This is a genomic window from Mixta mediterraneensis (assembly GCF_014946725.1).
Classification (GTDB): Bacteria; Pseudomonadota; Gammaproteobacteria; order Enterobacterales; family Enterobacteriaceae; genus Pantoea; species Pantoea mediterraneensis.
In genome coordinates this window covers 185322-198958 of record NZ_JACFXY010000006.1, presented here as the reverse complement: position 1 = coordinate 198958, position 13637 = coordinate 185322, and the positions used below count along the sequence as shown (strand labels likewise).

11 protein-coding genes and 2 pseudogenes are annotated in these 13637 nt (G+C 53.7%); 11 read left to right on the top strand and 2 right to left on the bottom strand.

The window, feature by feature from the left end:
- Positions 1–102: 102 nt before the first annotated feature.
- From hinT to H2P46_RS12940, 8 genes and pseudogenes are all read left to right on the top strand, one after another.
- Complete coding sequence (gene hinT / locus H2P46_RS12975) at positions 103–453, top strand: purine nucleoside phosphoramidase (RefSeq protein WP_193405443.1); 351 nt, start codon at positions 103–105, stop codon at positions 451–453.
- 21 nt (positions 454–474) lie between these two features.
- Positions 475–843: a YcfL family putative periplasmic lipoprotein gene (locus tag H2P46_RS12970; RefSeq protein ID WP_193405442.1), complete on the top strand. Its 369-nt coding sequence runs from the start codon at positions 475–477 to the stop codon at positions 841–843.
- Positions 844–853: 10 nt separating this feature from the next.
- Entirely contained in the window at positions 854–1453 is a 600-nt protein-coding gene (gene lpoB, locus H2P46_RS12965) for a penicillin-binding protein activator LpoB (protein WP_193405441.1), read from the top strand.
- A gap of 16 nt (positions 1454–1469) precedes the next feature.
- Positions 1470–2252 (top strand): annotated as a pseudogene (gene thiK / locus H2P46_RS12960) (thiamine kinase).
- A 40-nt stretch (positions 2253–2292) separates the two neighbouring features.
- On the top strand, positions 2293–3336 hold the full coding sequence (gene nagZ, locus H2P46_RS12955; protein ID WP_193405440.1) for a beta-N-acetylhexosaminidase: 1044 nt from the start codon (positions 2293–2295) through the stop codon (positions 3334–3336).
- A 40-nt stretch (positions 3337–3376) separates the two neighbouring features.
- Positions 3377–3917 (top strand): annotated as a pseudogene (ycfP, locus tag H2P46_RS12950) (alpha/beta hydrolase YcfP).
- A 211-nt stretch (positions 3918–4128) separates the two neighbouring features.
- Entirely contained in the window at positions 4129–5433 is a 1305-nt protein-coding gene (locus tag H2P46_RS12945; RefSeq protein ID WP_193405439.1) for an NAD(P)/FAD-dependent oxidoreductase, read from the top strand.
- A gap of 294 nt (positions 5434–5727) precedes the next feature.
- A complete protein-coding gene (locus tag H2P46_RS12940) occupies positions 5728–6270 on the top strand; it encodes a glycine zipper 2TM domain-containing protein (protein WP_193405438.1) in 543 nt (180 codons plus the stop codon).
- Between the two features lie 88 nt (positions 6271–6358).
- Here H2P46_RS12940 and mfd read toward each other — a convergent pair whose 3' ends face one another.
- Positions 6359–9802, bottom strand: a complete 3444-nt coding sequence (gene mfd / locus H2P46_RS12935; RefSeq protein WP_193405532.1) for a transcription-repair coupling factor — start codon at positions 9800–9802, stop codon at positions 6359–6361.
- 109 nt (positions 9803–9911) lie between these two features.
- Positions 9912–10121, bottom strand: coding sequence for a hypothetical protein (locus H2P46_RS12930; protein ID WP_193405437.1), 210 nt, complete (start codon positions 10119–10121; stop codon positions 9912–9914).
- 248 nt (positions 10122–10369) lie between these two features.
- Here H2P46_RS12930 and lolC point away from each other — a divergent pair, with 248 nt between their 5' ends.
- Genes lolC through lolE form a run of 3 tightly spaced genes read left to right on the top strand, consistent with a single transcriptional unit; the run spans position 10370 to position 13510 of the window.
- Positions 10370–11569, top strand: coding sequence for a lipoprotein-releasing ABC transporter permease subunit LolC (lolC, locus tag H2P46_RS12925; RefSeq protein WP_193405436.1), 1200 nt, complete (start codon positions 10370–10372; stop codon positions 11567–11569).
- A complete protein-coding gene (gene lolD / locus H2P46_RS12920; protein ID WP_193405435.1) occupies positions 11562–12266 on the top strand; it encodes a lipoprotein-releasing ABC transporter ATP-binding protein LolD in 705 nt (234 codons plus the stop codon). Before lolC ends, lolD begins: the two co-directional genes overlap by 8 nt.
- A complete protein-coding gene (gene lolE / locus H2P46_RS12915; RefSeq protein WP_193405434.1) occupies positions 12266–13510 on the top strand; it encodes a lipoprotein-releasing ABC transporter permease subunit LolE in 1245 nt (414 codons plus the stop codon). The genes lolD and lolE overlap by 1 nt, the downstream gene beginning before the upstream one ends.
- Positions 13511–13637: the final 127 nt, after the last annotated feature.

Below are 13637 nucleotides of genomic sequence, written 5' to 3'. Positions count from 1 at the left end.
AAAGGCAAGCAATTAATCTAAGAAAAGTGGTCCTGAGGTTGAAAGAAAACAAATTTGTCCCGCATACTGATTGATTGAGACTCAGGCTAAAGGAATTGCATCATGGCTGAAGAAACGATTTTCAGTAAAATTATCCGTCGCGAAATCCCCGCAGATGTGGTTTATCAGGATGACCTGGTTACTGCGTTCCGCGATATTTCTCCTAAAGCACCTACCCATATTCTTATCGTTCCTAATGTGTTTATCCCCACGGCTAATGATGTCATTGAAGCGCATGAACAAGCGTTGGGGCGCATGTTTACCGCTGCGGCCAAAATCGCCCGGGCAGAAGGAATTGATGAAAACGGTTATCGTCTGATTGTTAACTGCAATCAGCACGGCGGACAGGAGGTTTATCATATACATATGCATCTGCTGGGTGGCGCACCGCTTGGTCCGATGCTGTCTAACTGATCGCTGGAACAGGAATATGTCATGCGCCAATGGCTAATCGGTCTGCTGTTGTTGCTCAGCCTGGCGGGCTGTCGCAGCGACAAGCCGATGATCAACACTTCGCAATCGCTGGTAATGGAATCATCGGTGCTGTCGGCAGGTATTATCACCGATGAGCCTGCGCTGGATGAAGAGGATGGGCAGAAACGGGCCAGTAGCATGCTCTACAACCAACGCGAAACGCCGGTAGTTGTACACTATCGTTATTATTGGTATGACGATAAAGGACTGGAAATCACGCCGCGTGAACCGCCACAAACTGTTGCGGTTCCGCCGCTGGGCAGCGTTGCTGTCACGTCCCAACTCGGTAACCTGACCGCCAGTAAGGTTCGTCTCTATCTTTATCTCTGAGGACTGTTACGTGATTCGCAGTGTAAATCGTACTGGAGTGCTGTTGATGGCACTCATTCTTTCGGGTTGTGTGCTGAAACAGCAACCGCCCGCACCGGTTGAACCCACACAGCCGGTTGAACCCACCAAACCCGTTCCACAACCGGAACCCGTTCCTCAGCCGGAGCCGATTCCGCAGCCGCCGAAGCTGAAAACCATTAACTGGGATGCCAGCGTGCAGCCGCTGGTGGCACAGATGCTACAGGCCACTAACGCCAACACCGATGCAGGTAACGTGCTGCTGGTAGACCGCATCAAAAACAGTACCAACGGCGCGCTGCAAAGTGAAAAAGCCACCGATGCGCTGCAAAACGCATTGAAAAACAATGGGAAATATACGCTGGTTTCCGCCGATCAAATTACGCAAGCGAAACAGACTCTGGGTTTGCCGGCCGATGACAGCCTCAATTCGCGCAGTAAAGCGATTGGCCTGGCGCGTTATCTGAACGCACAATATGTGCTGTACAGCAACGCTCAGGGCGACGTGAAAACCCCCACGCTGCAAATGCAATTGATGCTGGTGCAGACTGGCGAAATTGTCTGGTCAGGCACCGGGACGGCACAGAATTAACTTAGCGATGCAGCGGATGATTGCGCGCAGCCTCGGCGAAAGCGCGCTTGCCAGCCTGACGCCGCTTGCCGGTTTGACCGGACAAAGTCAGGCTATTGAGAGTGAGCGGGGCAGATTTATTGCGCGTCCTGCGCCGCATCCCGCCATCCCGTTTGTTGATCGTCAGCGTGAATACCGCATTTTGAAGAAACTGCACGCGGCGCGATTAACACCCGCGCCTTTGGCTGGGTATCGACAGGGGCTCTTGTTGCCGTGGCAACCAGGCAAGGTGCTGTCTGCTGAGGCGTTTACCCAGCAACTGCCACGCATCATCAGTTTGCTGTGCTTTCTGCATCGGCAGCCGCTAACCGGCTATCGGCTCACGCTGTTGCCGCTGTTATGGCAATACTGGCAGCGTTGCCGCCACCGGAACCTGAAGTGGCTACGAGAACTTTAGCATTTATCACGGATTGGTGAACCGCTGCCGCTGCGGTTAGCACCGTTACATATGGATGTTCACGCAGGTAATATCGTCATGTCAGAGGATGGCTTGCACCTTATCGACTGGGAATATGCAGCGGATGGCGATGTGGCGCTGGAGCTGGCGACAGTCTGCGTCGCCGATCCGGCCCATCAGCAGCGCTGGTTAGCGCATTACGCGCAGGCCGCACAATTATCGTTTTCGTCATTGCAGCGCCAGGTACAACGCTGGCAGCCGTGGCTACGTTTATTAATGGCCAGTTGGTATCAGTTACGCGCCGAGCAGAGCGGCGAAAAAGCCTTGCAACAGTTGGCTCAACAGAGCTGGGAACAGGTTTAATTACTTTATGCAGGCTGCATAAAGTCACAGGATTTTGGTCATGACAACACATTTACCCGGCCCGCTGATGCTGGACGTTGAAGGTTACGAGTTAGATGCGGAAGAGCGCGAAATACTCAAACACCCTTTAGTTGGAGGGGTGATATTGTTTGCCCGCAATTATCACGATCCGGCGCAACTTGCGGAGCTGGTGCGGCAAATCCGTGCGGCCTCACATACGCGTCTGGTGGTCGCGGTTGATCAGGAAGGCGGCCGCGTGCAGCGTTTCCGTGATGGCTTCACCAGCTTGCCCGCGATGCAGTCCTTCGCTGCGCTGCATGACAGGCATACAGCAGGTGAACTGGCACAGCAGGCAGGCTGGCAAATGGCAGCCGAGATGATCGCCATGGATATTGATATTAGCTTCGCGCCGGTACTGGATATTGGCCATATCAGCGCGGCAATTGGTGATCGATCTTTCCATGCCGATCCGGACATTGCGCTGGCCGTTGCGCGCCGCTTTATCGACGGAATGCATGAAGCAGGCATGAAAACCACCGGTAAGCATTTTCCAGGGCATGGCGCGGTGAGCGCTGACTCGCATAAAGAGACACCGCGCGATCCGCGCGATGAAGCGACGCTGCGCCAGCACGATATGGCGATTTTCCGCACCCTGATTGCCGCTCAGGCGCTGGATGCCATTATGCCTGCCCACGTTATCTATACTGAAATCGACGCGTTACCCGCCAGTGGTTCACCCTATTGGCTGAAAACCGTATTGCGCAAAGAGCTGGGTTTTACGGGGGTCATTTTCTCGGACGATTTATCGATGGAAGGGGCTGCCGTGATGGGAAGCTATGCCGAACGCGCGCAGCAGTCGCTCGCTGCCGGTTGCGATATGATCCTGGTGTGTAATCAGCGTCAGGAGGCAATTAGCGTGCTGGATAGTCTGACCATCATCGGGGCTGAACGTGTTTCGCAGCTGTACCATCAGGGAACCTTCAGCCGCCAAAGTTTGCAAGCGAGTTCGCGTTGGAAAAGTAACGCTCAACAGCTAAGTGCGTTACAGGCGCGCTGGCTGGCTCATAAAGCGTCGCGGTCATAACTGAACGGGCTGCCCGGCGTAGTCATCGTTGAGGAAAATCATGATTATCTATCTACACGGTTTTGATTCTACGAGTCCGGGCAACCATGAAAAAGTGCTGCAACTGCAATTCATCGACCCTGACGTTAGGCTGATTAGCTACAGTACCCGCCATCCCAGACATGATGTGCAATTTCTGCTGAAAGAAACCGACAAAATGCTGGCGCTATGTGATGACCGTAGCTCACTGATTTGCGGCGTGGGCCCTGGAGGTTACTGGCCGGAACGCATTGGGTTTTTATGCGGTATTCGCTAGGTGATTTTTAATCCCAACCTGTTTCCATTTGAAAATATGACAGGAAAACAGACCGGCCTGAAGAGTATAAAGACATCGCGACTAAATGTGTGAGTGACTTTCGCGAGAGAAACCGCCATTACTGTTTGGCCATTTTGTCGCGTCAGGATGACGTTCTCGACAGTCAGCGGAGTGCCCAGCGACTTCACCCTTTTTATGAAATCATATGGGACGATAAGGAAGGGCATAAATTCAGGAATATTGCGCCATATCTTCAGCGATAAAAGCTTTCAAAACAGTACGTTAATTCTACAAGCATCTAAAAGGTGCCTGTTTTCATGGGTGATATTCTGAGTTTGCGCTAAGAAATTTGATGTCAATCAATTTTCTTATGCCCAACACTTCACACCATGCTATTCTGCCCTCAGATCGCGATTTTAACTTCGCCAACCCTATGTTTATTAAGGTTTAATTTAACTATTGATTAACTGTTGGTTCACAATTTGAGGGGGTTCTTGTTGACTACATCTATTCAGAAAATCGTTATTGTCGGAGGCGGTGCCGGTGGCCTGGAAATGGCGACACAGTTAGGCCATAAACTGGGCCGTAAAAAGAGAGCTGAGATTATTTTGGTTGACCGCAACCACAGCCATTTGTGGAAACCGCTGCTACATGAAGTCGCAACCGGCTCAATGGATGAAGGTATTGATGCGCTGAGTTATCTGGCTCATGCGCGCAACCATGGTTTTCAGTTCCAGCTTGGATCCTTGACTGACATTAATCGCGAGAAGAAAGTTATTTCACTGGCGGAAGTGCTGGATGCGCATGGCGAAGTGCTGGTGCCACAGCGCGAGCTTGCCTACGACACGCTGGTAATGGCGCTGGGCAGCACCTCCAATGATTTCGGCACACCGGGCGTTAAAGATCACTGTATCTTCCTTGATAATCCGCATCAGGCGCGTCGTTTCCACAACGAAATGCTTAATCTTTTCCTGAAGTTCTCCGCCAGTGAAGGGCAGACTGAAAAGGTGAATATCGCGATCGTTGGCGGGGGGGCGACCGGCGTTGAGCTTTCTGCGGAGCTGCATAATGCGGTAAAACAGCTGCATAGTTACGGTTATAAAGGTCTGGGCAGTGAAGCGCTGAACGTTACGTTAGTTGAAGCGGGTGAACGTATTCTGCCGGCCTTGCCACCGCGTATTTCGTCGGCGGCGCAACAGGAACTGACCAAACTGGGCGTGCGCGTACTTACGCAAACGATGGTAACCAGCGCGGATAAAAAAGGTCTGCATACCAAAGGCGGCGAGTATATTGAAGCCGATTTAATGGTGTGGGCCGCAGGTATCAAAGCGCCTGACTTTATGAAAGGAATTGGCGGACTTGACACTAACCGCATTAATCAGCTGGTGGTCAAAGAGACGCTGCAAACCACGCTGGATGATGATATTTACGCCATCGGTGATTGCGCCTCCTGCGCACTGCCTTCAGGCGGTTTTGTGCCGCCTCGGGCACAGTCGGCGCACCAGATGGCCTCACGCGCGATGGAAAATATTCTGGCGCAGCGCAGTGGCAAACCATTGAAAGCGTATGTGTATAAAGATCATGGTTCGCTGGTGTCACTGTCGCGCTTCAGTACGGTTGGCAGTCTGATGGGTAATCTGATGCGTGGCTCGATGATGGTAGAAGGGCGCATTGCGCGTTTCGTTTACATCTCTCTGTATCGTATGCACCAGATTGCGCTCCATGGATATTTCAAAACCGGTCTGATGATGCTGGTGGGCAGCATCAACCGCGTCATCCGTCCACGCCTCAAACTGCATTAATCTGATAAGGCGGGTTTCCGCCTTTTATCCTTCTGTCTTGTTGATTTTCAGCGAAAAAAGAGTCGTACTGAGAAGGGAAGTCAGCGCCTTCCCGTGTCGCTCAGAACTCTCCTAAAAGCTGGCCCTGACGGCTGTCGTTCAGATTTCCTCCATTTATCTGATGTTGCAATTTCGGTCCATCTGTAAAACTTCTTTCAACAAACACGGCGGGTCGCGCACGCCGGGTTAGGCCCCAACTGTTGAGGATGTAACAGCGGCAGGAATGCGCGGTAACACTTTCAGGAGGAACGTCCTGTGAATAAGTCAATGTTAGCGGGTATCGGTGTTGGTGTGGCAGCGGCACTGGGCGTTGCCGCCGTGGCGGGCATGAACGTGTTTGACCGCGGGCCGCAATACGCACAGGTACTGTCAGCTACCCCGATTAAAGAAAGTATCAAACAGCCGCGTCAGGAATGCCGCAACGTCACGCTGACCCATCGCCGTGCCGTGCAGGATGACAACCGTATCGCGGGTTCAGTATTAGGCGCCGTGGCGGGTGGCGTGCTGGGTCATCAGTTTGGCGGCGGGCGCGGCAAAGATGTTGCGACTGTGGCAGGCGCGGGTGCTGGGGGGTACGCGGGTAATCAGGTCCAGGCCGGGATGCAAAACCGTGATACATACACGACGACGGAGCAGCGCTGCAAAACCGTTTACGACAAACAAGAAAAAATGTTGGGATACGATGTGACCTATAAAATAGGCAACCAACAGGGCAAAATCCGCACGGAAAATGATCCTGGCACGCGTATTCCACTCGACCGCAATGGTCAGCTTATCCTTAACAGCGATCAGGCTTAACCGGGCAAAGCTTTGCCGCGTTAGCGGCCACACAGCAGACAAAAACCAGAAAGCGCATCAGGGAAGATGCGCTTTTTTATCTGTTTTTTTACACCCGATTTTCTGCCAGTTGTGCGACAAATCCCTGCACCCATTCCATGCGAACCTTACGCTCCGTCAGTTCACGGGTAAAGCGCAGGCGTGCTGGACCATCCAGCTTCCACTGTTTGGGATCTTTCTGTAGCAGGCCAATCAGCCAGGCCGGATCAACGCTGTTCTGCGGCGCAAAATCAAAGAAGCCGCCTTTATCGCTGGCTTCGATTTTACGCACCCCCAGGGCCTGTGCTTGCAACCGTAATGCAGCAATATCCAGCAGGTTGCGTGCTGGATCCGGCAACAGGCCAAAGCGATCAATCATCTCGACTTTTAATTCCTGCAATTCAGTTTCGTTACCGGCGCTGGCGATCCGCTTGTATAGCGATAAGCGTGTATTCACATCGGGAATAAAATCTTCCGGCAGCAGGGCAGGCATACGCAACTCTACTTCGGTTTGATTGTTGGTCAGGTCCTCAAGCGATGGCTCGCGACCGGCTTTTAACGCATCCACCGCGTTCTCTAACAGCTCCATATACAGCGAGAAACCCAGGGTTTCCATCTGTCCGCTCTGTTCTTCCCCCAGCAACTCGCCGGCACCACGAATTTCAAGATCGTGCGTTGCCAGTGCAAAGCCAGCGCCTAAATCTTCCAGCGACGCAATTGCTTCAAGACGCTTTTGCGCATCACTGGTCATCGCTTTGGGATGCGGCGTCAGCAACCAGGCATACGCCTGATGATGTGAACGACCCACGCGACCCCGTAACTGATGCAGCTGCGCCAGACCAAAATGGTCAGCGCGTTCGATGATAATGGTGTTTGCGGTCGGGATATCGATACCGGTTTCAATAATGGTGGTACACACCAGCACATTAAAGCGTTGATGGTGGAAATCATTCATCACCCGTTCCAGATCGCGCTCGCGCATTTGGCCATGACCAATGGCGATGCGGGCTTCCGGCACCAGTTCTGCCAGGCGCTGTGCGGCTTTCTCGATATTCTCGACGTCATTGTACAGGTAATAAACCTGGCCACCACGTAGCACTTCACGCAGAATGGCTTCACGGATCACCAGATTATCAAACTCGCGCACAAACGTTTTGACCGCCAGACGACGCGCGGGTGGGGTAGCGATGATCGACAGATCGCGCATACCGCTCATCGCCATATTCAGCGTGCGTGGGATCGGCGTGGCGGTAAGCGTCAGAATATCAACATCGGCCCGCATTGCCTTAATCCGCTCTTTATGACGAACGCCAAATCGGTGTTCTTCATCCACAATCAGCAGTCCCAGATCGCGCCACTTTAAATCGCTCATCAGCAATTTATGCGTACCGATCAGAATATCGATTTTGCCTTCGCTGGCCTGTTCCAACACCTGCGTTTGCTCTTTAGCGGTACGGAAGCGCGACAGCATCTCAATGCGTACCGGCCAGTTAGCAAAGCGATCGCGGAAGTTATCATAATGCTGCTGTGCCAGCAGGGTAGTTGGCACCAGTACCGCGACCTGTTTGTTGTTCTCAACCGCTAAAAAAGCGGCACGCATCGCCACTTCGGTTTTGCCAAAGCCAACGTCGCCACAAACCAGACGATCCATCGCCAGCGGCTGACACATATCGCTCAATACCGCATTAATGGCTTGCGCCTGATCGGGCGTGGTATCGAACGGGAAGCCTTCGCAGAACAGTTGATATTGTTCGCGATCGTGCTTAAAGGCGAAGCCGGTTTTGGCGGCGCGCTGGGCATAAATATCCAGCAACTCCGCTGCCACATCGCGCACTTTTTCTGCCGCTTTCTGCCGCGCACGTGACCAGGCATCGCTGCCCAGCTTATGCAACGGCGCATTTTCATCCGCGCCGCCAGCATAGCGGCTGATCAGATGTAACGATGATACCGGCACATATAATTTGGCGTCATTAGCGTAGGAGAGCATCAGATATTCAGCCTGGATACCCCCCGCCGCAAGCGTCGTCAGGCCGATATAACGACCGACACCGTGCTCCAGATGCACCACAGGCTGACCGGGGTGCAACTCCGCCAGGTTACGAATCAGGATGTCGGGATTAATAGTCCGGCGGGTATCCTGACGACGGCGACTGACGCGTTCACCAAGCAGATCACTTTCGCAAATCAGGGCGCGGTTGCCCTGGGTATCAATAAAGCCGCGCTCGCTGGCACCAATCATCAGCGTAAAACGCGCAGCACGGGCTTCATCAAGCCTGTGCGCCGGTTGTGGACGCAACTTAATACGCGCCAGCAGCTCTTGCAGGCTTTCACGACGTCCTTCACTTTCTACCGAGAAGGTCACCGCACCGGCGAATTGTTCAAGGAACTGACGCAGGTGGTCAAGCGGCGCTTTGGCCTGTGCCTGTACAGTCAGATCAGGCAATGGCTGATAGCCGAGGTTGGTATTCGCCGCTTTTTCAGGCAGCGTATCGTGGGACATTTGCACGCGCGGCCAGCTTTTCAGCTCACCCATCAGTGCATCCGGGCGTAGCCACAGCGTAACCGGTTCAATTAAGGGCCGCATGGGATCGACACGTCGGTTTTCATAGCGTGCATTGGCATCTTGCCAAAACCGTGTAGCGCTGCCTTCCAGATCGCCACAATTCACCAGCAGCGTATTGCCGGGTAAATAGCTAAATAAGGCTGGCAGCGGCTGGTCAAAAAACAGCGGTTGCCAGTATTCAATACCGGCGGGCAAGGTGCCTTTGCTGACCTGTTGATAGATGTGCTCCGCTTCACGCCGCACTTCAAACAGCTCGCGCCAGCGGCTGCGAAAAAGTTCAATGGCGGCTTTGTCGCTGGGAAATTCGTGAGCGGGCAGCAGATTGATTTCTGGCACGGCTTCCAGCGTTCGTTGGCTGTCAACGTCAAAAAGACGCAGGCTGTCAATTTCATCATCGAAAAAGTCGATGCGATAAGGTTGTTCACTGCCCATTGGAAACAGATCAAGTAATGCGCCACGCGTGGCGTATTCACCGTGCTCCATCACCTGATCGACATGACGATAGCCAGCCTGCTCCAGCTGATCGCGCAGGCGATCGCGCGACAGTTTTTGCCCCTGCTTCATTACCAATGCATGACCATGCAGGAAGCTGTGCGGACATACACGCTGCATCAGCGTATTGACCGGCAAAATCAGCATACCGCGCTGCATCGTGGGCAATTGATATAACGTTGAAAGGCGGGCGGAGATAATGTCCTGATGTGGCGAGAAGCTGTCGTAAGGCAGCGTTTCCCAGTCGGCGAGATGGCTAACCGGTAGATCGGTAAACTGTCGGATTTCGTCCAGCAAGCGTAAGGCGGTTTGTGTGTCAGGCGTAATCATTAACACCGGACCGGTATGGCGCTCGGCGATGCTGGCACATTCGACGGCGTGCGCGGCACCGATCAGCTGACCGAGCTGGCGGGTATCGCCGGATTTTACGGGCAGGGTATAGCGAGTCTGTTCGGACATGGGATCTCGAGGTTTCTCCATTTTTTGCCAGGGCGTAATCATTTCATATTACGCCCTGGGGATCACCTCTGCGGCAGAATTTTACTGCCGCTTCGCCACTGGACGGGCGTTATTTTATAGCTTGCTGTGTGTAGTGCATACGCGGGCGGTCAACGTTGGCCCAGCACAGGTCACGCTCAAGGTGATAACTGTGATTGCCGTCGTCCCACTTCACGTAGTAGCCGGTGGGTGCTTCTCCCTGTTCAAAGACGTTAACGACTTCGCCTCTGATCTCCCCTGATTTGTGTTTGACAATACTGCCTTTGGGAAATTTGAACATGGTCGCTACCTCTTACGTCTGTGTAATATTTAACCTCTTGTCGTCTGATTAAGTGTAGTTTAGCGCCGTGGTTGACGGATAATCGTACGATTAACCGCCTCTTTTTATCGCATTTCTGTGAATGGGTGCTGTCATTGACGCATTCTGACGTAACTTTGCTGCACACTCAGCGAGTTAGAGGTTTCATAAAGCAGGCGGCTCCTTTATCATCCCACTACTTATTTTCAGGCAACTGCACATTGGATTCCATGTATCAACCTGTCGCGCTATTTATCGGTCTGCGCTACATGCGCGGGCAAGCATCGGATCGCTTCGGTCGCTTTGTTTCCTGGCTGTCAACCATTGGCATCACGTTAGGGGTGTTGGCGCTGGTCACGGTGCTATCCGTGATGAACGGCTTTGAACGCGAGCTGGAAGGCAACATCCTTGGGCTGATGCCTCAGGCGCTGGTCACCAGCGAAAAGGGCAGTATCAATCCACAGCAACAGCCCGCTTCCAGCCTCAAACTACAAGGCGTTAACCGCGTTGCGTCGCTGACCACTGCAGATGTGGTGTTACAGAGCGCGCACAGCGTTTCTGTTGGTGTAATGTTGGGTATTATGCCAGATGAAAACGATCCCCTGACCCCGTATCTGGTTAATACCCAGCAACGCGTACTGCAATCGGGCCAGTACAACGTCATTCTCGGTGAACAACTGGCAAACCAGCTGGGCGTGAAGCGTGGCGACCGACTGCGTTTGATGGTGCCGTCGGTGAGCCAGTTTACACCGATGGGGCGGGTGCCGAGCCAGCGTTTGTTTACCGTTGCCGGGACGTATGCCGCAAACAGCGAAGTCGATGGCTACCAAATTTTGGTCAATCAACAGGACGCGTCGCGTGTGATGCGCTACCCGGCGGGAAATGTCACCGGCTGGCGACTCTGGCTGGATAAGCCTCTGGACGTTGACAGCCTTAGCCAGCAAACGTTGCCGGACGGCATGGTATGGAAAGACTGGCGCGAGCGCAAAGGGGACCTGTTCCAGGCGGTGCGCATGGAAAAAAATATGATGGGCTTGCTGCTGAGCCTGATCATCGCCGTCGCCGCGTTTAATATCATCACTTCGCTGGGGTTGCTGATCATGGAGAAGCAGGGCGAAGTGGCGATACTGCAAACGCAGGGCTTAACCCGGCGTCAAATTGTCGCAGTCTTCATGGTGCAGGGAGCCAGTGCCGGGATAATCGGGACGCTGTTGGGAACGCTGCTTGGCGTGTTGCTCGCCAGCCAGCTGAATAACCTGATGCCGGTGATTGGCCTGTTCCTTGATGGTGCAGCATTGCCGGTTGATATTAATCTGTGGCAAGTGGTGGCTATTGCCTTCAGCGCAATGGTCGTCGCACTGCTTTCTACGCTTTATCCTTCGTGGCGCGCTGCCGCCGTTCAACCCGCCGAGGCTTTACGTTATGAGTAACTCTCCTTTGTTGCAGTGTCGCGATCTGTGTAAGCGCTATCAGGAAGGCAGCGTGCAGACGGAGGTGCTGCGCAATGTGGCTTTTAGCCTGCAACCGGGCGAATTGATGGCGATTGTCGGCAGTTCCGGTTCCGGTAAAAGTACTTTGCTGCATCTGCTGGGCGGACTGGATGCGCCTACTTCAGGCGATGTGGTCTTTGATGGGAAATCACTAAACGCCATGTCCTCATCGGCGAAGGCCGAATTGCGCAATCGCGAGCTGGGCTTTATTTATCAGTTCCACCATTTATTGCCGGACTTTAGCGCGCTGGAAAACGTCGCCATGCCGCTGCTAATTGGTAAAAGCGGCAAAGCGGAAGCGCAGGATCGGGCGCGTGAGATACTGCAAGCCGTCGGGCTTGAACATCGGGCTACGCATCGCCCTTCCGAATTATCTGGCGGGGAACGCCAGCGCGTCGCCATTGCCCGTGCGCTGGTGAATAAGCCGCGCCTGGTTATGGGCGATGAACCCACCGGCAACCTTGATGCGCGTAATGCCGATGCCATCTTTGAGCTGTTAGGTGAACTGAATGTGCGCCAGGGCACGGCATTTTTAGTGGTGACGCATGATCTGCTGCTGGCTAAGCGCATGACGCGCCAGATGAGAATGCGTGATGGGCAGTTGAGCGACCAACTGACCTTTGCAGGAGCGGTGTAATGGGGTCTTCCTTATCGCTGCTGTTGGGGCTGCGCTTTAGCCGTGGCCGGCGTCGTGGCGGCATGGTTTCGCTGATTTCGGTGATCTCTACTTTTGGTATTGCGCTGGGCGTGGCGGTATTGATTATCGGCCTGAGCGCAATGAACGGGTTTGAGCGCGAACTCAATAACCGCATTCTTGCGGTGGTGCCACACGGTGAAATCGAAGCGGTTAAGCAGCCGTTTCAGCACTGGCAATCAATGATTGCCCCCATCGAAAAGGTGCCGGGTATTGCCGCTGCCGCGCCTTACGTCAATTTTACCGGGTTGATTGAAAACGGCGCAAAATTGCAGGCGTTACAGGTTAAAGGCGTGGATCCAGCCCAGGAGCCGCGCCTGAGCGCGCTGCCACGTTTTGTCGCAGACAATAAATGGTCAACGTTTGCCGCGGGCAAACAGCAAATTATTCTGGGCGGCGGTATTGCGCGATCGCTGAACGTCAGGCAGGGCGACTGGATCACCATCATGATCCCGAATAATGACGGTGATAATAAACTGCTGCAGCCGAAGCGCGTGCGCTTACAGGTCAGCGGTATTCTGCAACTCAGTGGTATGCTGGATCACAGCCTGGCGCTGGTGCCGCTCGCCGATGCGCAAAACTATCTGGATATGGGCGAAAATGTTTCTGGCATTGCGCTGAAGATGGACGATCCCTTTAAAGCCGTCAAGCTGGTGCGGGATGCGGGTGAAGCGACGCACGCTTATGTCTATATCAAAAGCTGGATTGGCACTTACGGCTATATGTATCGCGACATCCAGATGATCCGCGCCATTATGTATCTGGCGATGGTGCTGGTGATTGGCGTGGCCTGTTTCAACATCGTTTCGACGCTGGTAATGGCCGTGAAAGACAAGAGCAGCGATATTGCGGTGTTGCGGACTCTGGGCGCCAAAGATCGTCTGATTCGTGCCATTTTTATCTGGTACGGCTTGCTGGCAGGGTTGCTCGGCAGCGTCAGCGGTGTGGTGGTTGGCGTACTGGTGGCGCTAAATCTGACTACGCTGGTGCGTGGGCTGGAAAATATTACCGGACATCATTTGCTGGAGGGCGACATCTATTTTATCGATTTTTTGCCGTCAGAACTGCATTGGTTTGACGTCTTTTCGGTGCTTATCACCGCCATCCTGTTAAGCCTGGTGGCAAGTTGGTATCCGGCAAGGCGCGCCAGCCGCATCGCTCCGGCGCGGGTCCTGAGTGGACAATAATGGCCTGAATCACGCGGTGCGCCAGGATGCGTCTGCGCGCCGCGTATTTTCGGCTTTTGTAGCATGGTGCTGTCATGCGCAACCATTATTATCAGGCTGCTAGCCTAAAAATTTGTTTATAGCGGCT